General features: G+C 67.1%; 19 protein-coding genes. 12 read left to right on the top strand and 7 right to left on the bottom strand.

The genetic code is table 11. The features are described 5' to 3' along the window. The first annotated feature begins 365 nt into the window (after positions 1-365). From GF405_04020 to GF405_03970, 11 genes are all read left to right on the top strand, one after another. Positions 366-1,349, top strand: coding sequence for a pyridoxal-phosphate dependent enzyme (locus GF405_04020; protein MBD3367332.1), 984 nt, complete (start codon positions 366-368; stop codon positions 1,347-1,349). An 85-nt stretch (positions 1,350-1,434) separates the two neighbouring features. Further along, positions 1,435-2,178 (top strand): ATP-binding cassette domain-containing protein, encoded by a 744-nt coding sequence (locus tag GF405_04015; GenBank protein MBD3367331.1) that lies wholly within the window; start codon positions 1,435-1,437, stop codon positions 2,176-2,178. Next, entirely contained in the window at positions 2,171-3,109 is a 939-nt protein-coding gene (locus GF405_04010; protein ID MBD3367330.1) for a SufBD protein, read from the top strand. Before GF405_04015 ends, GF405_04010 begins: the two co-directional genes overlap by 8 nt. Before the next feature lie 36 nt (positions 3,110-3,145). Further along, the gene (locus GF405_04005) at positions 3,146-3,430 is read left to right on the top strand and encodes a DNA mismatch repair protein MutS (GenBank protein MBD3367329.1); all 285 of its coding nucleotides are present in this window, start codon (positions 3,146-3,148) and stop codon (positions 3,428-3,430) included. A gap of 55 nt (positions 3,431-3,485) precedes the next feature. Further along, positions 3,486-3,914, top strand: coding sequence for an OsmC family peroxiredoxin (locus GF405_04000; GenBank protein MBD3367328.1), 429 nt, complete (start codon positions 3,486-3,488; stop codon positions 3,912-3,914). Positions 3,915-3,935: 21 nt separating this feature from the next. Beyond that, on the top strand, positions 3,936-4,910 hold the full coding sequence (locus GF405_03995) for a hydroxyacid dehydrogenase (protein MBD3367327.1): 975 nt from the start codon (positions 3,936-3,938) through the stop codon (positions 4,908-4,910). A gap of 7 nt (positions 4,911-4,917) precedes the next feature. Next, a complete protein-coding gene (locus GF405_03990; protein MBD3367326.1) occupies positions 4,918-5,658 on the top strand; it encodes a hypothetical protein in 741 nt (246 codons plus the stop codon). Further along, positions 5,531-6,424 (top strand): hypothetical protein, encoded by an 894-nt coding sequence (locus tag GF405_03985; protein MBD3367325.1) that lies wholly within the window; start codon positions 5,531-5,533, stop codon positions 6,422-6,424. Before GF405_03990 ends, GF405_03985 begins: the two co-directional genes overlap by 128 nt. 1 nt (position 6,425) lies before the next feature. After that, a complete protein-coding gene (locus tag GF405_03980) occupies positions 6,426-8,516 on the top strand; it encodes a SpoIIE family protein phosphatase (GenBank protein ID MBD3367324.1) in 2,091 nt (696 codons plus the stop codon). 3 nt (positions 8,517-8,519) lie between these two features. After that, on the top strand, positions 8,520-9,164 hold the full coding sequence (locus tag GF405_03975; GenBank protein MBD3367323.1) for a hypothetical protein: 645 nt from the start codon (positions 8,520-8,522) through the stop codon (positions 9,162-9,164). Beyond that, positions 9,161-10,159: a GNAT family N-acetyltransferase gene (locus GF405_03970; protein ID MBD3367322.1), complete on the top strand. Its 999-nt coding sequence runs from the start codon at positions 9,161-9,163 to the stop codon at positions 10,157-10,159. Before GF405_03975 ends, GF405_03970 begins: the two co-directional genes overlap by 4 nt. Before the next feature lie 65 nt (positions 10,160-10,224). Here GF405_03970 and GF405_03965 read toward each other — a convergent pair whose 3' ends face one another. From GF405_03965 to GF405_03940, 6 genes are all read right to left on the bottom strand, one after another. Further along, on the bottom strand, positions 10,225-11,571 hold the full coding sequence (locus GF405_03965) for an L-lysine 6-transaminase (protein ID MBD3367321.1): 1,347 nt from the start codon (positions 11,569-11,571) through the stop codon (positions 10,225-10,227). 169 nt (positions 11,572-11,740) lie between these two features. Next, the gene (locus GF405_03960) at positions 11,741-12,706 is read right to left on the bottom strand and encodes a hypothetical protein (GenBank protein ID MBD3367320.1); all 966 of its coding nucleotides are present in this window, start codon (positions 12,704-12,706) and stop codon (positions 11,741-11,743) included. Further along, a complete protein-coding gene (locus tag GF405_03955) occupies positions 12,697-13,950 on the bottom strand; it encodes an FtsX-like permease family protein (GenBank protein MBD3367319.1) in 1,254 nt (417 codons plus the stop codon). Before GF405_03955 ends, GF405_03960 begins: the two co-directional genes overlap by 10 nt. 10 nt (positions 13,951-13,960) lie before the next feature. Beyond that, positions 13,961-15,193, bottom strand: a complete 1,233-nt coding sequence (locus tag GF405_03950; GenBank protein MBD3367318.1) for an FtsX-like permease family protein — start codon at positions 15,191-15,193, stop codon at positions 13,961-13,963. Further along, a complete protein-coding gene (locus tag GF405_03945) occupies positions 15,190-15,867 on the bottom strand; it encodes an ATP-binding cassette domain-containing protein (protein ID MBD3367317.1) in 678 nt (225 codons plus the stop codon). Before GF405_03945 ends, GF405_03950 begins: the two co-directional genes overlap by 4 nt. Before the next feature lie 4 nt (positions 15,868-15,871). Continuing rightward, on the bottom strand, positions 15,872-17,077 hold the full coding sequence (locus GF405_03940; GenBank protein ID MBD3367316.1) for an efflux RND transporter periplasmic adaptor subunit: 1,206 nt from the start codon (positions 17,075-17,077) through the stop codon (positions 15,872-15,874). Between the two features lie 277 nt (positions 17,078-17,354). Here GF405_03940 and GF405_03935 point away from each other — a divergent pair, with 277 nt between their 5' ends. Next, positions 17,355-19,346: an ATP-binding cassette domain-containing protein gene (locus tag GF405_03935; protein MBD3367315.1), complete on the top strand. Its 1,992-nt coding sequence runs from the start codon at positions 17,355-17,357 to the stop codon at positions 19,344-19,346. Between the two features lie 108 nt (positions 19,347-19,454). Here the strand turns inward: GF405_03935 and GF405_03930 are convergent. Then, a partial coding sequence (locus GF405_03930) for a T9SS type A sorting domain-containing protein (protein ID MBD3367314.1) occupies positions 19,455-23,372 on the bottom strand: 3,918 nt, incomplete at its 5' end.

Raw genomic sequence — 23,372 nt, 5'->3', positions numbered from 1 at the left:
GCGGTCGTACTGGCTGTCATCGCCCGCCCGGTCGCCGGAGCGTTCAGTGAGAACCCCGAGGTCATCGAGAGGATCATCGACTACCTCTGGATCGTGCCGGCCAGCTACGGCTTCAGGGGCATTCTGCTGCTCTCGTCGACCTCGCTGAGCGTGCTCGACCGGCCGATCGACGGTGCCGCGACGTCGCTTCTGCAGGTGTTTGGACTCTACGTGCCCCTGGCGGTGCTCGGGTCGTCGCTCTTCGGGCTGGTGGGCATCTTCTCGGCAGGCGCTCTGTCGAACGTCGCCGCCGGCATCGTGGCGTCCGTCTGGCTCGGCACGATATCGGCGAGGAGGGCCCGCGAGGGCGGGACGGAGGTGACGACGTGAACATCCATCGGATGGTGTCCTGCGCGGCCGACCGGCTCAGGGGGAGAGTGCGGAACACGCCGCTCGTGCGCTCCGACACGCTCTCGGAGCTCACGGGCGCCGACGTTCACCTCAAGCTCGAGTCGCTGCAGCACACCGGGTCGTTCAAGTACCGCGGGGCCCTCAACCGGCTGCTGGCGCTCGAAGACGACGCGCGCGGCCGCGGCGTCATCGCGGCGTCGACGGGCAACCACGGTCTCGCCGTGCTCCGCGCGGCGGCAGAGACCGGCGTCTCCTCCGAGATCTGGGTGCCGGAGAGCGCGGATCGGGGAAAGGTGGAGACGCTCGAACGCCGGGGCGCGGAGGTCGTTGTCCGCGGGGCCGAGTGCGCTCAGACCGAGGTTCTCGCCCGGGCCGAGGCCGAGCGAGGCGGACGCACATTCGTCTCGGGCTACAATGACGAGCACGTCATCGGCGGCCAGGGGACGGTCGCCGTGGAGATCCTCGAGGCGCTGCCCCGGGTATCGGCCGTCGTCGCCTCGGTCGGCGGCGGCGGGCTCATCGCCGGGCAGGCGGGCCTCCTGGCGGTCGAGCGCCCGTCGGTGAGGGTGCTGGGCGCGTACCCTCTGAACTCGCCCGCCATGTATGAGTCGGTCCGCGCCGGACGGATCGTCGAGGCCCGGGTCGAACCGACACTCTCGGACGCGACCGCGGGCGGCGTCGAACCCGGGTCGGTGACCTTCGAGCCGTGTGCCGAGCTCGTCGCCGCGTGGGCCGGCGTGGACGAGAACGAGATCGCGGCCGGCGTGCGTCTGCTCTTCGCTGAGGGACTCGTGGCGGAGGGCGCGGCCGGACTGGCCGCGGCCGGCGCGGTCGCGTTCGCGGGAGACGGCGCGATCGGTCCGGGGGACGTCGTCTGCGTGATCGTCTGCGGGAGGAACGTGGACCCGGCGGCGCTGCTGCGCCTCGTCGCGGGTCGGGGTCGTCCCGAAAGGGCGTGAAACGCCCCGGGAGACGCTGTAGGGTGGTGTGAGCTCTCATGCGGCGCGGAGGCCGCGCGACCGAAGCCGGTGAAGGGAACCATCGATGGAGCACTCGACGATACTCGAAGCCCGGGACCTGCGCCTCGACCTGGGAGGGAAGAGGATACTCGACGGCCTCTCTGTCGAGTTCTGGGAGGGGCACGTCCACGCGATCGTCGGGCCGAACGGCGCCGGCAAGTCGACACTCGCGGCCACGATCATGGGGCTCCACGGCTACAGGGAACACGACGGGGACGTGCTGCTCGACGGACGGTCCATTCGGGGTGCGACCGTCGACGAGCGCGCCCGGAAGGGCATCACGCTCGCCTGGCAGGAGCCCGCCCGGTACGAGGGGCTGTCGGTGCGCGACTTCGTGCTCGCCGGGGTCTCGGAGGACGGAGGCGATCTGGACGAGCTCCTCGAGCTCGTCGGACTGGAGCCCGACCGCTATCGTGAGCGCGCCGTCGACAGGACTCTGTCCGGCGGCGAACGAAAGCGGATCGAGCTCGCCTCGATCCTCGCCATGCGACCGAGGGTCGTGCTGATGGACGAGCCCGACTCCGGCATCGACGTCGAGGCCCTCAACCGCATCTTCGAGGCGATCGGGTCGCTCCGCGAGCGCGGCGCGACGGTGCTGCTCATCACGCACAGCCTCACGGTGCTGAAGCAGGCGGACCACGCCTTTCTCATGTGCTGCGGGCGCGTCATCAGAAAGGGCGCCGTCTCGAAGATCGAGCAGTACTTCGGAGAGAAGTGCATCCCGTGCGACCACCAGAACAGACCGGACATGGAGGAGTCGCGTGGATAGACAGGAACTCGTGCGCGCTCTCTACGAGAGCATCGGTGAGGAGTGTGTGACCGCCGGTGACGTGGCGCACGTCGAGGTCCACGGTAACGAGGTGCTCGGCCTGCATCTCGTCCCGGGTCTCGAGGTCGAGGCGGAGGAACAGGACGAGGGGCTCGATGTCTCGGTCGTCGTCAGGAAGGGCGCCAGGATCGAGCAGCCGGTCCGGATCTGCTTCGGCGTCCTGCCCGAGTCTGGTATACAGCGCATCGACATGACGACGCGCATGGAGGACGACTCGCGCGTCGCCATTCTCGCAAGCTGCACGTTCCCGAACGCCGTCGATGTGCTCCACACGATGGATGCCGAGATCACGATCGGACGGGGCGCGGAGTACGTCTACCTCGAGCGGCACGTTCATGGAGAGGAGGGTGGCGTGCGGGTCGTTCCGAAGGCCACCATCACGCTCGAGGAGGGCGCGAGCTTCCGGACGGACTTCGAGCTCGTCAGAGGCTCCGTCGGCGAGATCGACTTCGACTACGCGGCGACCTGTCACACGGGGAGCGTCCTCGAGATGGCCGCTCGCGTCAGCGCGCGGGGGGACGACCGGGTGAGGATCCACGAGAAGGCCGATCTCGTCGGCGAGGGAGCACGCGGCGTTCTGACCACCAACATCGCCGTCAGGGACACCGCTCAGGCCGACATCAGGAACACGCTGACGGCGTCGGCTCCGGGTGCGCGGGGTCACGTCGACTGTAAGGAGATCGTGCAGGGAGAGGCCGTGGCGAAGGCCGTACCGATCGTGGAGGTGCGCCATCCCAAGGCCCACGTGACCCACGAGGCGGCCATCGGCAGCGTCGACTCGAAGCAGCTCGAGACGCTCATGACGCGCGGGCTCAGTGAGGACGACGCCACCGAGCTCATCATCGGAGGGCTCCTGAGCCCGAGCTACTGATGCCGGTGCCGGTCCTCGGAGAGCGTGGGGAGTGCGGTGAACGAGATCCCGATCGACGGCACGCTCGACCTTCACACGTTCCGACCGGGTGACGTGAAGGACCTCGTGCCGGACTATCTTCAACTGTGCAGGGAGCGTGGGATCCTCGACGTGAGGATCGTCCACGGGAAGGGGACGGGCGCACTCAGGGAGACCGTCCACTCGATCCTGCGACGGCTTCCCGGGGTCGAGTCGTTCCGTCTGGCGTCGGACGCCGGCGGTTGGGGCGCGACCGTGGTCAGGCTCGCGTCCGCGACGCAGACGGCGGGAGAGCATCAGTAGAGAGGCGGCCGCATGGAGCGGCACGCCGGGCGACGACTTCGACAAGGGAGGAACGATGCCGGTACGGAAGGCAAACGCGGTGTGGCAGGGCAGGCTCAGGGACGGCAAGGGAACAATGAAGTTCGGAAGCGGGGCTTTCGAGGGGGCCTACTCCTTTGCTTCGCGTTTCGAGGAGGGCGACGGGACCAACCCCGAGGAACTCATCGGGGCGGCGCACGCGGGCTGCTTCTCGATGGCGCTCTCGCTCGGCCTCGAGCAGGCGGGATTCACGCCGGAGGAGATCAGCACCGAGGCGAAGGTGCACCTCGACAAGGTCGACGACGGCTTCAAGATCACGAGGATCGAGCTCACAACGCGCGTCAAGGCGCCCGGCATCGACGAGGCCGCTTTCAAGGAACAGGCGGAGAGCGCCAAGAGGGGCTGCCCTGTGTCCCAGGCGCTGGCCGCGACAGAGATCGTGCTCGACGCCGAGCTTGTCAGCTAGGAGGCGAACGTGGGCGGCGGTCTGATCGTCCACATTCCTGAGGCGACGCCCGACGAGGCGCATCTCAGAGAACTGCTGGTCCCCGGGATCCGGGTGGTGGTCGGACAGGCGGACGGCATCGAGAGCGAGCGACACGTGCTGGTTCAGGGGCTTCCCTCCCGGGAGGACATCGAGGGGAGCCCGAACCTGAGGACGGTTGTCATCCCGTGGTCGGGACTGCCGCGGGCGACACGGGAGATCCTGCTCGACAACCGGCACATCGAGGTCCACAACATCCACCACAACGCCGCTCCCGCCGCCGAGCTAGCCGTCGCGCTCCTTCTGGCCGCGGCGAAGCGCGTCGTCGTCATGGACCGCGCACTACGGTCCGGCGACTGGCGCCCGCGTTACGGCGACGAAACCTCTACCACGCTGGACGGGCGAACGGCACTTGTCCTCGGCTACGGCGCCATAGGGAGACGCGTCGCGGCAGCCTGCCGCGGACTGGGGATGCATGTCATCGGCGTGAAGAGGACGCTTCGCCCCGGCGACGACGACGTCCCGGACGATGTGCATGCCATGGAGGACCTCGACGGCCTCCTGCCGCAGTCGTCGGTTCTCGTTCTCTCGGTGCCCCTGACGGACGAGACCAAGGGTCTCATCGACACCCATCGCCTGGGGCTGCTTCCTGCGGGTGCGGTGCTCGTGAACATCGCCCGCGGACGCGTCGTCGACGAGGACGCGCTCTTCGAGGCCCTCCGGTCCGGGGCGCTCGGCGCCGCCGGCATCGATGTGTGGTACAACTACCCGCGGGCCGAGGAGGAGCGGGCTCACACGCCACCCTCGTCGCGTCCGTTCAACGAACTCGACAACGTCGTCATGAGCCCTCACAGGGGAGGGGCATTCAAGGCCGACGACACCGAGAGGCGCCGGGTCGAGGCGCTGGCCCGCGTGCTGAACGCGCTGGCCCGCGGGGGACCCGCGCCGAACCGCGTCGACGTCGACAGAGGGTACTAGGAGGTGGATGAACGTGAAGACCATCAGGTTCTGTGCCGTTCTGACGGCCGTCGGAGTCTGCGCGGCCGGCCTCGCGGGCTGCGACGTTCCGGGGATGGGGTCGATTCCCGGTTCCGGCGTCTCGGCGACCGACGAGCGTGTCGTCTCGAGCTTCGATCGACTGAGCGCCGGTGGGTTCGGCGAGCTCGTCATCCACTTCGGCGAGGGTGAGTACGTCACCGTCGAGGGAGACGACAATATCGTGCCCGACGTCGAGACGCGGGTGAGAGGCGGCGAACTCACTATCGGTCTCGCGCGCGGCAACTACGACCCGAAGCTCCCGCTCCGCATCACCGTGGGAGCGAACGAGCTCCTCGCGGTCGACGTCTCCGGAGCCGTCGATGTGACAGCCGAGAGGCTGCGCGGACAGACGCTCGACCTGACGGTCTCCGGAGCGGCGTCGGCGAGCATAGCCTCCATCGATGTCGGTGAGCTCGTGGTGAACGTCAGCGGCGCGGGCGACTGCGTGCTCTCCGGTGGAACAGTGGACGTCCTCAGGGTGACAGCGAGCGGCGCGGGAAGCCTCTCGGCGCGCGACGTGGAGTGCCGCGTGGCCGAGGCGGCCGCCAGCGGAGCGGGCGATGTCCTCCTGCACGTGCTCGAGGACCTGGACGCCAGTGCGTCCGGCGCCGGCAGCATCCTGTACTCCGGTTCACCCGCGGTCAGAAAGCACACGAGCGGAGCGGGCAGCGTCACGAGCGTCGAATAGCCTGCGATGCGGGTTTGGGGAGAGACACATGAGACGATATCTGCTCCTGGCGCTCGCCGCGGCGGGTGCCCTGGTCCTCGGGTCCTGTCAGCAGACGCTGGACGGCTCAGGGACACCTGCGAAAGAGAGACGGATCGTCGGCGACTTCAACCGCATCTCCCTGTCCATTCCGGGATCGGTCGAGATCGTACAGGGAGACAGCACCGGCGTGGTCATTGAAGGCGACGACAACATCGTCCCGGCGATAGAGACCGCCGTGCGCCGCGGGACCCTCCACATCGGAAAGGTCGGCGAACTCGGCGCCGTCGCCCTGCGTCCGGAGACGCCTCTCAGGATACGCGTCGACGTACGGGGGCTGAGCGTCGTCGAACTCGTCGGATCCTGCGACGTCGTTGTCCCGACGCTGGACGCCGACCGCGTGAGTGTGAACGTCTCCGGGAGCGGGGAGGTCTTCATCCGCGAACTGACGGCGCTCGAAGTGTCCGTCTCGCTGGCGGGTTCGGGGAACGCAACCCTCGGGGGACGCGCTATACGCCAGGAGGTGACGGTGTCGGGCACCGGGTCGTACGACGGCCGTCCGCTCGAGACCAAGCAGGCCGTCGTCACGGTCAGCGGCTCGGGCAACGCGCTCGTCAACGCGAGTGGAGCGCTCGAGGCGATCGTGAGCGGCTCCGGCAGCGTCGGCTACCTGGGCGATCCCGTGGTCGAGGAGCGTGTGACCGGAAGCGGCGAGGTCGGGCCCCTGCGGAGACTGAGCGATTCCTGAGATGTCGGAACCAGAGCTGAGTGCACGGATCGGTGAGTTCGAGGAGGCCCTGCTCTCCCTCACGCGTCGCCTCCTGCCGGGGTTGACCGCCGGCGACGAGGCGGGGCGCTCGCTCGTCGTGATGGACCTTCTCGGTCTCCTCTACGCGGCGCCGGCGTTCGTCGCCGGCGTCGTCTGGCTCTCCCGCTCGTCCGATCTCTCCGCCCTCTCGACCACGTGGCTCTATCTCGTTCCCCTGGCTCTCTTCTCGATCGTCCTGAGCGGACTCGACCTCAGGTTCTACGTGCGCCTCGGGGAGAACCTGGTCGGCGAGATGGGGGGCGCCCTCGACTACGTCGTGATCTGGGCGGCCGCGCTTCTCTTCGGCCCGGTCGCGCTGTGGATCTGGATCCCCGGCCGGTTCATTGCCTCGCGCAGGGAGCATGCCGACGTGCCCGGCAGGACCGAGCGGCGCGTCCGGGTCGCCCGCAGCGCGCTCCTTGATGCCGCGTCGACCTTCATCTCAGCGCTTGTCGCGCTCGATCTCTACAGGCACTGGGGCGGTTCGATCCCGCCCGACGGCCTCTCGGCGCCGGACATGCCGGCCGCCTTTGCCGCGACCGTCGTGTTGGCGGTCCTGACGATGCTCTTCAACGCTCCGATCTTCATATACTCCTGGTTCTCTCCCGCCTTCGGATTCCGGGGACCCTCGCGGGGCGTCTTCCTGAGGTTCTGGGCGGCCTCCTCGTGCTGGCCGCTTCTGATCCTACCGTTCGGCGCCTTCGCCGCGGCGACGGTGTCCGAGGACGGTCTCCCCGCGGCGCTCTTCCTCGGGGCGGGCACGCTTCTTGTGGCGGTCGCCGGGCACTGGGCGAGCGGCACGGCCCGATTGTCGATGGAGCGGTCGCGCGAGCTCGTTCGGCTTCAGCGCCTTGCGCGCGTGCTCCTCGAACAGCCGCCCGGTGAACTCGACCTGACGACGCTACTGGCCGAGCACGCGTCGACCATGTTCAGCTTCTCGTCGCTCGAGATGGTCCGCTTCCCGGGCAGCAAGCTGGTCGAGCGGCTCCGCGGCGCCGACGCACTGCCGCCGGAAGCCTGGCGATGGGCCTCAGACCTCACGGAGCCCGTGGTCTTTCGGCCGCGGGAGCGGCTGCCCTGGGGAGACACGTCGGGGGAGGACGCGCTCGCCGTCGTGCCGATCGTCGAGTCGGGTGAGAAACGCCCCCTCGGGGCCCTGTCGCTCAGGCGGCGCGTCGGGCCGTCACGTCTTCGCGACGCGCTCCCCGCGGCGCGCTCGCTCGCGTCACTTGTGGCGGCCGCGATCCACAGGTCGGAGGCCTACGAGCTCGAGCTCGAGCACGAGCGCGTCGAGCAGGAGCTGGCCGTGGCCGCGACGATCCAGAGGAGCTTCATGCCGCGTCGGGCGCCGGAGGTGGACGGCTGGAAGTTCTCGGGGCGGATCGTCTCGGCACGGGAGGCGTCGGGTGACTTCGTCGACTTCGTGCCGCTCGGCGGCGGACGATGGGGCATGCTCGTCGCCGATGTATCCGGCAAGGGCGTGGCCGCGGCAATCTACATGGCGCTTGCCAGAACGGTCATCCGCACGTACGCTCACGAGGGCGGCGCGTCACCATCGGCCGTGTTGAGCGCGGCGAACCGCAGGATCCTCGACGACACGGACGACGAGTTCTTCCTCACCGCGTTCTACGGCGTTCTCGACTCCGACACGGGCACCATCGTCTACGCGAGCGCGGGACACGACCCGGCGACCCTCCTTCGTGCCGATCGGGACGAGACGCTGGCGAGCACCGGTGTCCCGCTGGGGCTGTTGCCTGGTACCGAGTGGAGCGACCGGTCCGTCGAACTGGGCGAGGGCGACGTTTTGGCGATCCACACAGACGGGGTGACCGACGCCGGCAACGCCGAGGGGGACTTCTTCGGCTCCGACAGGCTGCGCGATGTCCTCAGACGGGCGAGAGATCTCCAGGCCGGGGAGGTCGTCGACGCCGTCATGGATGAGGTCGGGCACTTCGCCGGCGACACGCCGCAGATCGATGACATGACGCTCCTTGTCGTGAAGCGCCGAACACACGAGGAACCCGGAGGTTAGGACATGAGGGCCCTTCTCGTTCTTTCCGTGGTGCTTGCAGCACTCCCGGCGTGGGGCGCGCCGGGCACCGAGCCGCTCGAGGACGTCGCCGCCAGATGGCTGACCGGTTCCTTCTCGAGCGCAGCACAGGCAGAGGCCGACACGAACTACTTCGATATCCGGCTCGAGACGGTCCCCGTGTGGACCGACCGCGACGACGGACACTGGCTGTACGTGGAACAGGCGGCCGCCGCGCATCGCGAGCGGCCTTACCGCCAGAGGGTCTACCACGTGGTCGGGATGGGTGACACGCTCGTCAGGAGCGAGGTCTACGCGATTCCCGACCCGCTCAGGTTCGCCGGCGCCTGGGCGGATGACGAGCCGCTCGCGGCGCTCACGCCCGACTCGCTCGACCTCCGGGAGGGCTGCGCCGTCTACCTGAGAATGAGCGAGCAGGGGCACTTCGTGGGAGGGACCGTCGGGACCGGCTGTTCCAGCACCCTCGGGGGGGCGGCGTACGCCGGCTCGATGATCGTCCTGACGCCGGACCGGCTCGAGAGCTGGGACCGGGGCTTCGACGAGCACGGCGAGCAGGTCTGGGGCGCCGAAACCGGCCCCTATGTCTTCGAGCGGATACGGGAACGGCCCTGCGCCGGGGAGGGGCGATGACGGGGCTCGACTTCAGTGTTCGCCGGATGACGGAGGCCGACCTGCCCGCGGTCGCCGAGATCGAGGCCGGTGTCTTCACGGACTGGTATCGCGTCTACCGGCGCGACGATACGCCGGTGGCTGAACGGACGCTCGAGGAGCTCAGGCACTCGACATCGATCGATCCGCAGGCCAATCAGGTCGCCATCGCTGCCGACGGCTCGATGGTCGGCTTCATCCTGGGGCGCACCTGGGGCCGGGTGGGCTGGTTCGGGACGTTCGGAGTGCCGACCCAGTTCCAGGGACAGGGCATCGGCAAGGCACTCGTGGCGAGCACCATGGAGTACCTTGCGGGCCGGGCGAACATCGTGGGTCTCGAGACGATGCCCGAGAGCGGGATGAACATCGGGCTCTACACCAAGCTCGGTTTCGCGGTGACCTTTCCGACGCTCCTCTTTGAACTCCCGCTCATCAAGGAGGCGGACAGATACCGCGGTATGAAGGCTGGGGACGTCGTGCTCCTCAGACAGCTCGGGCGAGGCGACAGGAAGTCGGTGCTGGACGGCATCGCCCGTATCTCGAATGAGCTCATCGATGGGCTCGACTACCGGCCCGAGGTTCTCGCCGTCGAACGCAGCGGTTTCGGAGAGACCGTCTTTCACGAGGGGAGGGGCGGCAGGGTCGACGGGTTCGCCGTTCTCAGGACGGCCCCTTTCCGGAAGGGCGACGCCGCCGACTCGGGACGCGCGTACCTCCATCTCCTGGGCATCTCTCCCGGGGCCGATCTCGAGACCGTGTTCGGCGATCTCATCAGGCAGGTCTGGACCATCGGCGTGAGCCGCGGCTTCGCCCGACTGAGTACAGGCGCGTCGAGCCGCCGCGCCGACGCCCCGGCGCTTCTGCTCGGCGGCGGCTTCCGCAGCGTGCGCGCGGCCGTCCGGATGGTGCACAGGAGCGCGCCGTCCTCCATGTTCTCCCCGGCCGGCGGCATCAACCTCGCCCGCTGGGCCGGATAGAGCGAAGCGCCGGGCCTCTGACGAGACCCGGCGCCGTGGGTTTCCCTTCTGACAGACATTCCGTTCTAGAGAGCCCTGATCGACCTCGCGAGGACGTCGTTGGCCTCGTCGACCTCGGCCTCCGTCACGTTGAGCGGGGGACGGAAGCGGATCGAGATCGGTCCGCACGGGAGCGCCATCATGCCGTTCTCGCGGATCGTCCCGAGCGCGGCGTTCCGGAGCTCGGTCGTCGGAAGGTCGAACGCGCACATCAGACCGCGACCCCTGATGTTCGTCACGTGATCGCTGCCGATGTCGTGAAGTCCCTTCTGGAAGCGCGCGCCCATCGTGGCGGCGTTCTCGACCAGCTTCTCCTCGTGCATCACCTCGAGGTACTTCTGACAACGGACCATGTCGGTCAGGTTGCCGCCCCACGTCGAGTTGATCCTCGACGACACCTTGAAGACGTTGTCCGGCACCTCGTTGACGCGGTCCGAGACCATGATCCCGCAGACCTGGGACTTCTTGCCGAAGCACACGATGTCCGGCGTCGCGCCGAGCTGCTCGAACGCCCACATCGTTCCGGTCAGTCCCATTCCGGTCTGGATCTCGTCGAAGACCAGCAGAATGTCGTGCTCGTCGCAGATGTCGCGGAGAGCCTTCATGAACTCGGGGCGGAAGTGATTGTCGCCGCCCTCGCCCTGGATCGGCTCGATGATCATGGCGGCGATGTCGGCGCCGTACTCCTCGATGGCCGAGTAGATCTGGGCCAGGGCCTCACGCTCATCGCTCGCCGTGTCCTCGAGGTTCTTCCCCTCGAGCGGGAACCGCATCTTCGGGTTCAGGACGCGCGGCCAGTCGAACTTCGGGAAGTACTGGGTCTTCTTCGGGTCGAACGTGTTCGTCAGTGAGAGCGTGTAGCCCGAACGGCCGTGGAAGCACTGCTGGAAGTGGATGACCTTCGAGCCCTTGTAGTTCTCCTCGTACTCGTCGGGACGGTTGACGCCCCGTGCGATGTTCAGGCGGACCTTCCAGTCGAACGCGACCTTGAGAGCGTTCTCCACGGCCAGCGCGCCGCCGCTGACGAAGAAGAGATGCGGCAGGGCCTTCGGCGCCGCCAGTCGAGCGAACGCGTCGACGAACTCCGCCATCTCGATCGTGTAGAGATCGGAGTTGGAGGGCTTGTTCACGGAGACCCGGCCCAGCTTCTCGATGAACTCCTGCGTCGTCAGCTTCGGGTGGTTGAACCCGATCGGGGACGACGCGAAGCACGTGAAGAAATCGAGGAAGTCCTTCCCCGAGCGCGAGTCGTGGATCCGTGCTCCCCGGCTTTTCTCGAGATCGAGCACGATGTCGAAGCCGTCGGCGAGCATGTGAGAACCGAGTGTCTCGTGGACCTTGTCCGGCGTGATCGTCCTGGTGTTCTGGGTCAATTTCGGCCTCCGTGTGCACCAGAAACGCCCCGAGCTGTCGCTTCCACCGCCCTCTCCGCGCGAACTCGAGGCTACACGCAGGCGAGGGAAACGCGCCCACACATGGGCGCGTAGTCAGAGAATTGAGTATAGCCCGAAACGGTCGGCAAGTCCACCGGAATCAGCGCCTTCAGGCGGCCGCCACGTCCGCCCCGGGCCTCTTCGGGAAGAGCATCTGAAGGAGGGCCGGGGAGACCGGGCGGGCCCTGAGTACGGCCGTCAGATCGTCCGGTTGGAGCAGCCCGTCCTCCGTGATGACGGCGCGCACCAGCTCGAGCGGCACCGCTTCGAAGAGCCGGTTCACGACCTCGACCCCCTCGGGCCGGGACGGCGCCAGTCCGGCCGGATCGCCGGGCTCCGGTCGGCGGCAGAGCGCCTCCGGGATGATCTTGCTCTTCTGAGCAAGGACGAAGAGCGGCACGTCTGCCTCGCGGGCGGCGAGGGCTGCCGGGTAGCTTCCCGTCTTGTTGACGAAGCTCTGTTCCGTGACGGCGTCGGCCCCGAGGAGCAGGACGTCCGCGTCGGTCAGCTCGGCCGGGAACGCCGCGTCCGAGACGAGACGAACAGAGATGCCCGTCCCGGCAAGCCTCGAGGCGAGTTCCACGCCCTCGAGCGCCGGTCTCGACTCGGCGATCACGACACGCTCCGTTCTCTGCGCGATGCGTTCGAGGGCGGCGCGGACTGCGGCGCTCGTGCTCAGCGTCGCGGCGGTGGTGCAAGGCGGAAGGGCCCTCTCCGCCTCCCGAGCGAGGTGTTCGACATCGGCGTCGGCGAACTCCAGCGTCTCGGCGGCGGCGGAGACGGCCGCGGTCTTCAGAGCGTCCGGCGGAGCGCCCGAGAGCACGCCGCGCTCGGCCGCGGCGAGAACGTCGCTCGCCAGGTTGACGAAGGGCGCCATGTCGCGCTTCGCCCACACGAGCTCGCTCGCAAGGTCGGTGAGTGCATCCCAGAAGGAGCCGGGGTCGTCCGCTTCGATCTCCTCGATGGCCCGCGCGAGCTCTCCCGCGGCGCGCTTCACGAGCACCGTTGCGCTCGACGCGGTGTCGGCCGCGATCGCTTCGAACACATGTTCCTCCTTCGAAGAGGTCAGGCGTATCGCGAGATAGCCTCGATCGGATCGAGGCGGGACGCCCTGACGGCGGGGTAGATGCCGAAGAGGACGCCGACGGCGACGGCGAAGCCGAGCCCCAGAAGGACGCCGGTGCCGGACACAGGGATGACCATCTCCTGACCGGCGGCCGCCGCTCCGAGCGTGATCAGCTTACACAAGCCGGCGCCCAGCGCAACCCCGATGAGTCCTCCTACGACGCTGATCGTGACCGACTCGATGAGGAACTGCTGGAAGATGGCGCGGTCCTCCGCTCCGACCGCCTTACGGATGCCGATCTCACGGAGACGCTCGTTGACCGAGATGATGAGGACCGACAGGAGCCCGATCCCGCCGACGAGCAGAGAGACCGTGGCGATGCTGCCGAGTATCGCTCTCCACTGGCTGGAGATCTGGTCGACCTGGTCGCGCGCCTGGGCGATCTGCTCAGCGACGTTCTCGATCTGGAAGTCCTCGATCATCCGGTGTCGCCGGTAGAGCACAGCGAAGATCCGGTCGTATCCCGAGGCGATGTCCGCGCCCTTTCTCAGCTTGACCGCGAACGTGTCGATCCGCTTCGTGCCTGCCAGGTAGTGTGAGATGGTCGTGTAGGGCGCGTAGATCCTCCGGTGCTCCTGCTCCTGACCGGAGTTCCCGAACATCGGGCTGAACTCCTTCATCCTGAGAACGCCCACGACCTCCAGGCTGACGTCGCGGACGAGGACCGTCTCGCCGATCGCACTCCGGTCGCCGAACAGGTCCTCCTTGATGAGCTGACCCAGCACGCAGACACGGGAGTGCTCCTCCACGTCGATGTCGCTCAAGCTGCGGCCCTCGCCGACGTCGAGCTCGAACAGGGTGAACCCGTCCGGTGTCACGCCGAAGATCGGACCGCGTCGGGCTTCGCTTCCCGCACGGATGACGGTGTAGCTCGAGACGACCGGCGTGATCCCCCGGATCTCCGGTACCTCGGCGCGGAGGGCATCGATGTCGCCGAGCGTCAGGCCGTCGGACGCCTTGAGCTCTGCGCGGCGGTCGGGGTTCAGAGGGTCCATGTTCGAGACGAAGAACGTGTTGTCAAAGCCGAGCTTCTCGAAGTCCTCTCTGATGCGACCGACGATCCCGTCGACGAACGAGAACATGGATATGACGGCGGCGACGCCCACCACGATGCCGAACAGGGTGAGCGCGGAGCGCAGTTTGTGCGACCAGATCGAGGCGAGGCCGCTCAGTATGCTCTCGTAGACGTTCACGGGTCCTCCGCTACTCGTATCTGAGCGCCTCGACCGGGTCGAGTCGCGCCGCGCGGAGCGCCGGGAAGAGACCGAAGACCAGCCCCACGCCGATCGACGTCAGGAAGGCGATGGCGAGGATCGATGCGTCCACGGCCGTCGGCATCACGAGCACGCGGTCGAGCGTCCTGACGAGGAGAAGACCGAGTCCGAGCCCGATCGCGCCTCCCAGCGCCGTGATGACGATCGCCTCCACGAGGAACTGGATGAAGACATCGCGTCCGGACGCTCCAATGGCCTTCCGGACGCCGATCTCCCGGATACGCTCGGTGATCGACGACAGCATGATGTTGGCGATGACGACGCCGCCGACGAAGAGCGATACGAAGGCCACGGCCCAGAACACGATGTTGAAGAAGCGGGCCTGTTCGGCCTGTTCCTGAATGCGCTCCGACTTCGAGTCGATCTCGAAGTCCTCGACGCCGTGACGGCGCATGAGGACGGTCCTGACCTCCTGAATGAGAGAGGGCACGAGGTCGACCGACCTGGCGGCGATCTCGAGACCGTCAAGCCGGTCGTGGACCGAGAACCGCTTGATCATCGTCGTGATCGGGATGTAGTGGCCCCTGTTGAACCACTCGAGGACGTTGCGCTCGCCGCCCCCGCCGCCCCGGAAGTAGAACTCCTTCCGCTCCATGACGCCGACGACCGTGAACGGGATGCCCTCGACGAACACGACCTTCCCGACGGCGTCCTCGTCGCCGAAGAGGTCCTCCTTGTAGGTCGGGCCCATCATGATGACGTTAGCGTACGAGTCGAGGTCGCGGTCCGTGATGAACCGCCCCCGCTCGACAGGCATGTCGTCGGCGAAGACGTAGTCCGCGGTGGTCCCGAGAACGCGCATGCGGAAGGTTCTGTCGCCATAGCTGACGTTGAGCCTCCGGCTGATCTCGGGGTCCACGTAGCTCACCGAGGGGCACTCCCTGCGGATCGCCTGGGCGTCACGGTAGGTCAGCCGCTCGGAGGCCCTCTCAGCGGCCGACATGAAGACCCTGTTGGTCCGGGTATTGGTGATCCGGAGCTCGCGGAGACCGCCGAGTTCCTCAAAGAAGGCCTCGGTCTGCGCCTGCCCGCCCCGCATGAGGGCCAGGACGGCGACGACCGAGGCCACGCCCAGGACGATGCCGATCATCGTGATGACGGCGCGCCCCTTGTTGGCGGCCATGTCTCTGAGGCCGGCGCCGAGACTCTCGAGGATGTTCACGAAGCTGCTCCGTTCGCGACACGGCCGTCCTCGATCCGGATGATGCGCTCGGCGTGCTCGGCGACGGCGGCGTCGTGCGTGACGAGAACGACCGTCCTGCCCTCCTCGCTGAGGCGGTCGAGGATCGACATGATCTCCCGGCCGGTGCGCGAGTCGAGGTTTCCCGTCGGCTCGTCCGCAAGGAGGATGCTGGGCCGGTTGACGAGCGCCCGCGCTATGGAGGCTCTCTGGCGCTCGCCGCCGGAGAGTTCGTTCGGCCGGTGGCGGAGACGGTGCTCGAGCCCGACCTTCGCCAGCTCGGCCTCGGCCATCTCGCGCCGCTCCGAGCGTGATATGGAGCCGTGGTAGACGAGCGGAAGCGATACGTTGGCCACGATGTCTATGCGGGGAAGCAGGTTGAAGTTCTGGAAGACGAACCCGATCTCCCTGTTACGGACCAGTGCGAGCGCCCGGCCCGTCAGGCTCGAGACCTCGGCCCCGTTGAGTACATACCGGCCCTCGGACGGCGTATCGAGGCAGCCTAGGATGTGCATCAGCGTCGACTTGCCCGAACCCGAGGGTCCCATGATGGCAACGTACTCGCCCTCGTCGATGATCAGGTCGACGCCTCGAAGGGCGCGGACCTCGACCTCTCCGAGTTCGTAGGTCCTGGTGATGTTCTCGGTTCTGATCAGCATGCTAGCGTCCTCTGCCCGCTCGGCGTGTCATCTCCTGTCTCCGGCGCTCCTCGTCGGTCATCTCGATCTCGTCGAGCTCCGGGTCGTAGAGAGCGACCGTCTCACCCTCCGAGATGCCGGAGACGACCTCGGCGCGTTCGATGTTCGACACGCCCACCTCGACCTCGCGCTCGGCGGGCTCGTCGGCGTCATCCTCGAAGACGTAGCAGACGTATCCTCCGTTCTTTCTGAAGACGGCCTCGATGGGAACGGTCACGACGGATTCCGAGTGGTCGCCCTGGATCTCGATGTTCGCGGTCATGCCGGGCTTGAGTCTCGGGTCGTTGTCCGTGATGTCGATCTCGACGTCGAAGATCTTGACCCCGTCCTCGTTCCGGGCCGCCGGGGCGATGTGACCGATGGCGCCCTCGAACGTGATGTTGGGATAGGCGTCGACGTCGATGGCCACGTTCTGCCCGTTCCGGATCTTCCCGATGTCGACCTCGTTGACCCCGGCCTTGATCTGCATGATCGACAGGTCGGCGATCGTCATCAGCGTCGTGCCCGCCGTGTAGGAGACGGCGCCCGACGTGACGATCTCGCCCTCCTCGATGTCGACCGACACGATGGTGCCGGACGCCGGCGCGACGACGTCGAGGAACTCGGCTGACTCTCCGTCAAGGTCCATCGAGACCCCGTCCTCCTCGGCGAGCTCCATCTGCTCGAGCGCCGACCGGTACTCGATCATCGCGATGTCGTACTCGTCCTTCGACAGCTGGAGCTGCTCGTCGGAGATGAGATCCGCCGAGTGCAGCTCGAGGTCGCGTTCGTAGTCCTGTCGCGCACGCTCCATGGTCACGCGGGCCCGTCCGTAGCTGGTCTTGAGGTTCGCCACGGTACGCGCCTGCGCCATGTCCGGCTCGATGCGCGCGAGGAGAGCACCCTTCGCGATATCCTGGCCCTCCTCGACGAAGAGCTCGCGTACCTTGCCGCTGACCTTGGATTTGACCAGGACGATGCGCTCCGGCTGGATCTCGCCGACCTCCGACAGCGTCACGGCGACGTCGCCGATCGAAGCCTCAGCGCGTCGCCCGTTCGCCTCGGCGCCGGGCGGGCCGTTCTCGGGCGTCGCCTGGGCGTCGTCGGCGCGGCCTGGCCTCATGACGACCGCCAGGGTGACAGCGACGACCACGGCGGCGGGTACCATCCACTTGAGGTGTTTCTTCATGCCTGGAACCTCCTGGACTCGCGGGTAGGGCTCATCTCGGCGCGTCGTCTGCGGGAGAGATGACGTGCCTGCGGCAGGGGAAGTCGTACATCCCCTGTTGCGGTCACCGGTCGCGCCCGCTGTCGCCGCGCATCCATGTGACACGCGCGGGCCGCAGAGGGTTTTACGAGATGTGCGGCCCGCGTCACTGGCCAACAACGGCCCAGGATAGTATACTGACCCACCCGCGAGGTGCGGAGGTCTCAGACCGAGCGGGAGTCAGCAGGACGAACACACCATGTCGCGCGTCCGGCCGTGTGTGGCGGGCGCGTTCTTCGCAGGGGCGGCCGTGGTCCAGCTCGAGAACATCACCGTCTCCTTCGCGGGACAGCCCATCCTGAAGGACATCTCGTGGCGCGTCGGCGACCGCGACCGCGTCGGTCTCGTCGGACCGAACGGGTCGGGCAAGACGACGCTGCTCCGCCTGCTCATGGGCGATCTCGTCCCGGAGAGGGGAGAGGTGCTCTGCACGAAGGGCACGACCTTCGGCTACCTGCCCCAGGAGCAGCTGACGATGGCCGGCCGGACCCTCTTCGAAGAGGTGATGACGGTCTTCTCACGCGTGACGGAGATCGAGGACCGGCTACGGGACCTGGAACACCGGATGGCCGACCTTCCCTCCGAGGGACCGCTTCACGACGAGACACTGGCCGAGTACGCGAAGCTGCAGCACGAGTTCGACGCGCGGGACGGCTTCACAGTCGAGGCGCGCGCGGCGACGGTGCTGTCCGGTCTCGGTTTCAGCGAGAGCGACCACGGCAGAAAGACGGAGGAGTTCAGCGGCGGCTGGCAGATGCGGATCGCTCTCGCGCGCCTCCTGCTCGAGGATCCGTCCGTTCTCCTGCTCGACGAGCCCACGAACCACCTCGACCTCGAGTCGATGATGTGGCTCGAGGACTACCTGAAGGAGTATCAGGGCGCCGTCATCCTGGTGTCGCACGACAGGACGTTCCTCGACAACGTCGTCACCCGCATCAGTGAGCTGTCGGTCGAGGGTCTCGTCGACTACTCCGGGAACTACGCCGCATTCCGCGAGCTCAGGGAGAAGCGGCGGGAGACGCTCCGGGCGACCCGCGAACAGCAGGAACGACGCATCGCCCACTACCAGAGTTTCGTCGCCCGGTTCAAGGGCAACAAGGCGAAGACGGCGCTCGTTCGCAGCCGCGAGAAGATGATCGAGCGCGTCAGATCCGAGCTCGTCGAGGTCCCGACCGACGGAAAGTCCATCCGGTTCGAGTTCCCGGACCCGGAGCGCGGCGGCTCCGTCACCGTGTCCCTGAAGGGCGTGCGTCAGGCCTACGGGGACAAGGTCGTCTTCCGCTCTCTCGACCTCGATGTCGCACGGGGCGACAGGGTCGCCCTGGTCGGCGCGAACGGCGCGGGCAAGTCGACGCTGCTCAAGATCATGGGCGGCATCGTACCGATCGATGCGGGGGAACGCAGGCTCGGGCACAACGTGACGCTCCAGTATTTCGGGCAGAATCCTGCGAAGAGCCTGAACGGCGACAACACGGTCTTCGAGGAGGTCGCCTCGGTCGCGCCGGACGAGATGCGGCCCCGTCTGCGCGGCCTTCTCGGTGCCTTCCTCTTCCACGGGGACGACATCCAGAAGAAGGTCCGCGTGCTGTCGGGCGGCGAGAAGAGCCGAGTCGCGATCGCGAAGATGCTGCTTCGACCGGCCAACTTCCTGCTTCTGGATGAGCCGACGAACCACCTCGACATGGCCTCGCGCGAGGTCCTCGAGGAGGCGCTGGCAGGCTACGCGGGGACCATCTGTCTGGTGTCCCACGACCGCTCGTTCATGGATGCGATCGCGAACAAGGTCATCGAGGTCGACTCCGGGAATCTCCGGCTGTTCCACGGGAGCTACAGCGATTACCTGTGGAAGAAGGAGCGCGAGGCCGTCGAGGCCGGGGGCCGGAGCGAGACCGCCGGACGCCGCAGGGAGCGGCCGAAGAGCGGCGGTCCCAAGAGCAAGGCGCAGAAGCGCCGCGAGGCGGAAGAGAGGAGGCGCCGGTCGGCGTCGAAGAGCCGCGCCCGAGAGGAGCGAAGGGGTATCCTCGAGGAGATCGCGTCCTCCGAACGCCGGCTCGAGGAACTCGACATCGAGCTCGTGGATCCCTCGGTCTACACTGACGGCGAGAAGATGCGCGTGCTCGTCAACGAACAGCGCGCCCTGAGGGCCCGCGTCGACGAGCTCTACGAACGGTGGGCCGAGCTCGAGGATTGAAGCGTGTGAACGGTCCCGGCCCCACTGACCGGGTCGATACGACGGACGAAGAAGGGCGGGCCCGACAGCGGGCCCGCCCTGTTGCTTGTGGAGCGAGACGCAGGGAGTCTATTTGAGCAGCGTCATCTTCCGGACCTGCTGCGCTCCCTTGCCTGAGAGGCGGACGAAATAGACGCCCGACGAGACCGAGCGCCCTGCGCCGTCCCGCCCGTCCCACGTGACCTGGTGGTCGCCCGCGGGGAAGTCGCCCGAGGCAAGTCGGGCGACGATGCGTCCGTCGACCGTGTAGACGGAGAGGTCGAGCTCGGCCCCTCCGCTCGGCACCGAGAACGCGATCGTCGTGACGGGATTGAAGGGGTTCGGGACGTTCTGCGCCAGTCCGAGGAGCGGCGGCTCGACGAAGTCGCCCGGCACGTTGACGGGCAGCTCAAGCCCGTAGTGGCCCGTGTGCATGTAGTCGTGGAGGAACGTGCCCCATTCGACGCCGTCCCCGCCGGCGTAATCACCCTCGGTATCCCAGATGTAGACGTTCTGGTCGAAGCTCGACACGATGACCTCCGTGTCGCCGTCGTTGTCGACATCGTCGATCGTGGGACATGAGTAGATCTCGCCTCCGGTCTGGATCGGCCAGCCCTCGAGGAGCGATCCGTCCGCGTCGAAAGCGTAGACCTTCCCGCTGTCGCATCCGACCAGGATCTCCAGATCGGAGTCCTCGTCGATGTCGCCCACCGAGACCGTCGAGTGCGAGTTGGAATCGAGCAACACCGGCCAGTTCGTTACGCCGCTTCCGTCGTGGTGCCAGATCATGACCGAGCCGTCAGACGCCGGCATGATGATCTCGAGGTCCCCGTCCGTGTCGATGTCCGCCAGCGACGCGGTTGGGGGGAAGTCGCTGTTCAGGACATGCGTCTTCGGCCATCCCGTCGCCGTCGATCCGTCGTGCTCGAACAGCCAGACGGAGTCGTCATTCGTCCCGGCTATCACCTCGATGTCGCCGTCGTTGTCCACGTCGCCGACCGTGATGGAGCTCTGAGCGTTCGCGGTGACCCCGACCGGCCATCCCGGCACGTCGGTGCCGTCGGGGTTCCAGCAGTAGATGCTGTCGGAACGCGATGGCGCGATGATCTCGAGGTCGCCGTCGCCGTCGATGTCGACCAGCGCCGCCGAGCCGTAGCACCACTGGTGGTCGAGCGACGCGAAGATGCCCGTGGTCGCGGGGTCACCGTCTCCGTCGATGAGCTCGGTGCCGTCCGAGGACCAGGCGTACATGAAGCCGTCGGCGCACGGGAGCGCCACGTCGTGGAGTCCGTCACCGTCGAGGTCGCCGAGCGACGGCGTCGCCCAGCTGAACCTCGTCGTCGTGACCGGCCAGCCGCTCAGCACCGTCCCGTCCTCGCCGTTCCAGGCCCAGACCTCGTAGACCGGATCGGCCTCCGTGCCGACGTTGCCCCAGGCCGCGCCGATGATCTCGGGATACTCGTCTCCGTCGAGTTCGCCGACCGTCAGCGAGGAGCGGAACCCGCCCGTCGGATCCGTGGCGTAGATGCCGTGGGTCCTGGGGTCGCCGTCACCGTCGTGATACTCGATGCCGTCACCGTGCCAGCAGTAGACGTCCTTCGATCCGATGAGGACCTCAAGGTCCCCGTCGAGGTCGATGTCGGCCGCGACCGGAGTACCGTAGTTCGTCTCGCCGCCCATGAGAGGCCAGCCGTTCTGGAGAGGCGGATTCGTACTGATCTCGAGCACGTCCGAGGGGAGCGTCTCGTTGCCGGAGGAGTCGACGGCCGTGACCTGGTAGTAGTAGAGCTGCTTCTCCTCGAGCCCCGTGTCGCTGTAGTACGCCATGTGCTCGAGATGCAGATCGGTGATGAGTGAGAAGTTGCCGCCGAACGTGTCCTTTCTGTAGACGCGGTAGCCCCAGACGTCGTCCACCACGACGGCGTCCCAGGTCAGATCGATCGTCGTGCCTCGGACACTTCCTCCGAGGCCGGTCGGCTGGTACGGCGCCTCCAGGTCGAAGTACCGCGTCCAGGACTTGCCGTAGGCATCCGTCAGCTCCAGTCGGAAGTGGTCCGTGATCGGAGCCGAGACGGTGAACACGAAACCCCCGAGGCCGGTCCGGATCTCGGCGGGGGCGATGTCGCCCCAGTTGTCCGTACTGTCCGTGATAGTGACCGCCGCGCCCGGATACGAGAGTACGCCGGACACGACGTCGGCAAGTCCGTTGCCCTCGTTCAAGACGTCGATCGACAGCGTGACCGTTTCTCCCGACTCGGGGATGCCGTCGCCGTCACCGGACGAATCGTCGACGTCGTTCATGTACTGTACCAGGATGGGTCTCAGGACCTTGACGCGGACCTCTTCGGTCCACGTCGTCCTGGCGTCGTCGGTCACCTCGAGTGTGAAGACGGCCTCGTACTCGTTCGGAGCGTCGTTCCCGATCGTCGCGACGAAGGCGTCGCTGAACTCGACGACGCCGCCCGCGGGAATCGTCCCCAGCGACTCCGTGCTGTCCGAGAGCGAAACATAGGGGTCACCGTCATGCAGTGTCGCGGTGAGCGTCCCCGCGGCAGACTGGCCTCCGTTCCCGATCGTGACGCTGATCTCGATCGTCTCGCCCGGCTCCACGAGACCGTTGCCGTTCCCGTCGCTCGAGCCGGTGGTGTCGTCATCCGTTGCGGTGTCCCTGAGCGTCAGATGCGCGCCCGAGACCGCCGTGACGTTGATCGTGTCCTCGTACGGGAGATGGTCGGGCGCCGTGACCGTGATCGTCATCGTCCCGGTCGTCTCAGGGGAGAACGACAGGACGACCTGTCCCGAGGCGTCCGTGTAGCCGGTCGCATAGACCTCGGCGTCCTTGACGACGCAGACCAGCGCGCTGTCGACGGCGGATGGATCGGTCACCGTGACGGACAGATCGTACTCCGACAGGGGGATGTCGCTGGGATGCGACACGGTCAGGTCCGCCGGCCGCCCGGTCCAGAGATCGTGCTCCGGATCCCCGAGGAAGACGTAGCTCATCTGCGTCCAGCGATCCGTGTTGTCGTACTGGGCGTCGGGTATGTGGGGGATCTTGCAGCTCGCGCTAACGACACCGGCCTTGGTGACGCCCTGCGTGTAGAAATCCTCGAACCAGTTGTAGTAGTACTCGTCGGCTGTCGACGGGAAGCAGTATCTCGTCGGGCCGAACACCGACGTCGCACCGCCGCCCTGGTTGTTCATGAGATGCTCGGCGATCGCGTCGTACTCGATGGCGGCCGACGTGCAGTCGAGAAGCCAGGCGAACCCCGACTTGGGATACGTGTTCGTGAAGGCGTCCGCGTCCTGTACCGTGATGTAGTTGTTCTTGCTGACGCGGAGGATGTTCTTGTTCCCGTGTCCGACGTGGGACACGATGTTGTAGCCGAGATTGATCGAGTCGATCGCCGACTGCCTGTTGAGCTCCTCGGAGGCGGGGAACTCGGTGTGGTTCTGGTAGAGCAGCACCTTGTTGACGGACGGAGGGACGAACGACAGGGTGGGTTCGACCACCTGAGCCGCTCCATCCGTGCTGATGAGCTCGCCGGGTTCCCAGTCGTACGGGAAGAGGACCTCCGCCAGGTACAGGATGCGGTCCGTGAAGTGCGGCGTGGGCGTCTTCTCGTACGTCAGGCACTTGTCGACGAATGTCTCAGCCTCGATCTGTGTCGCTGCCGGAGCGCGTCCAACGAAAAGGTCGGGGTAGAGGTCGACGCTGTCACCCGGGGCCGAGACGCCGGCGAAGCCCTCGCCGATCCTGGAGTCCCCGTCCCCGTTCCAGTTGCCGTCGAGATCGCTGAAGTAGAGATCCGTCGAGACCTCCCATCCCCCGTAGTACGCCGTGTAAGCCATGCGGGTCGGGACGTAGTTCGTGTCACCTCCGAGGAGGACGTAGGTCGTGCCCCACGTCGCGTACGCGTCCTGGAGGAACATCCGGATCCGCTCCGCCGTGTCCGAGCCGCCCGTGTAGTTCGACTCGATCCACGACACCGTCCGGATCACCGTCGG

The organism is Candidatus Effluviviaceae Genus V sp., assembly GCA_014728125.1.
GTDB lineage: Bacteria > Joyebacterota > Joyebacteria > Joyebacterales > Joyebacteraceae > WJMD01.
This window is presented reverse-complemented; position numbering and strand designations above follow the sequence as displayed.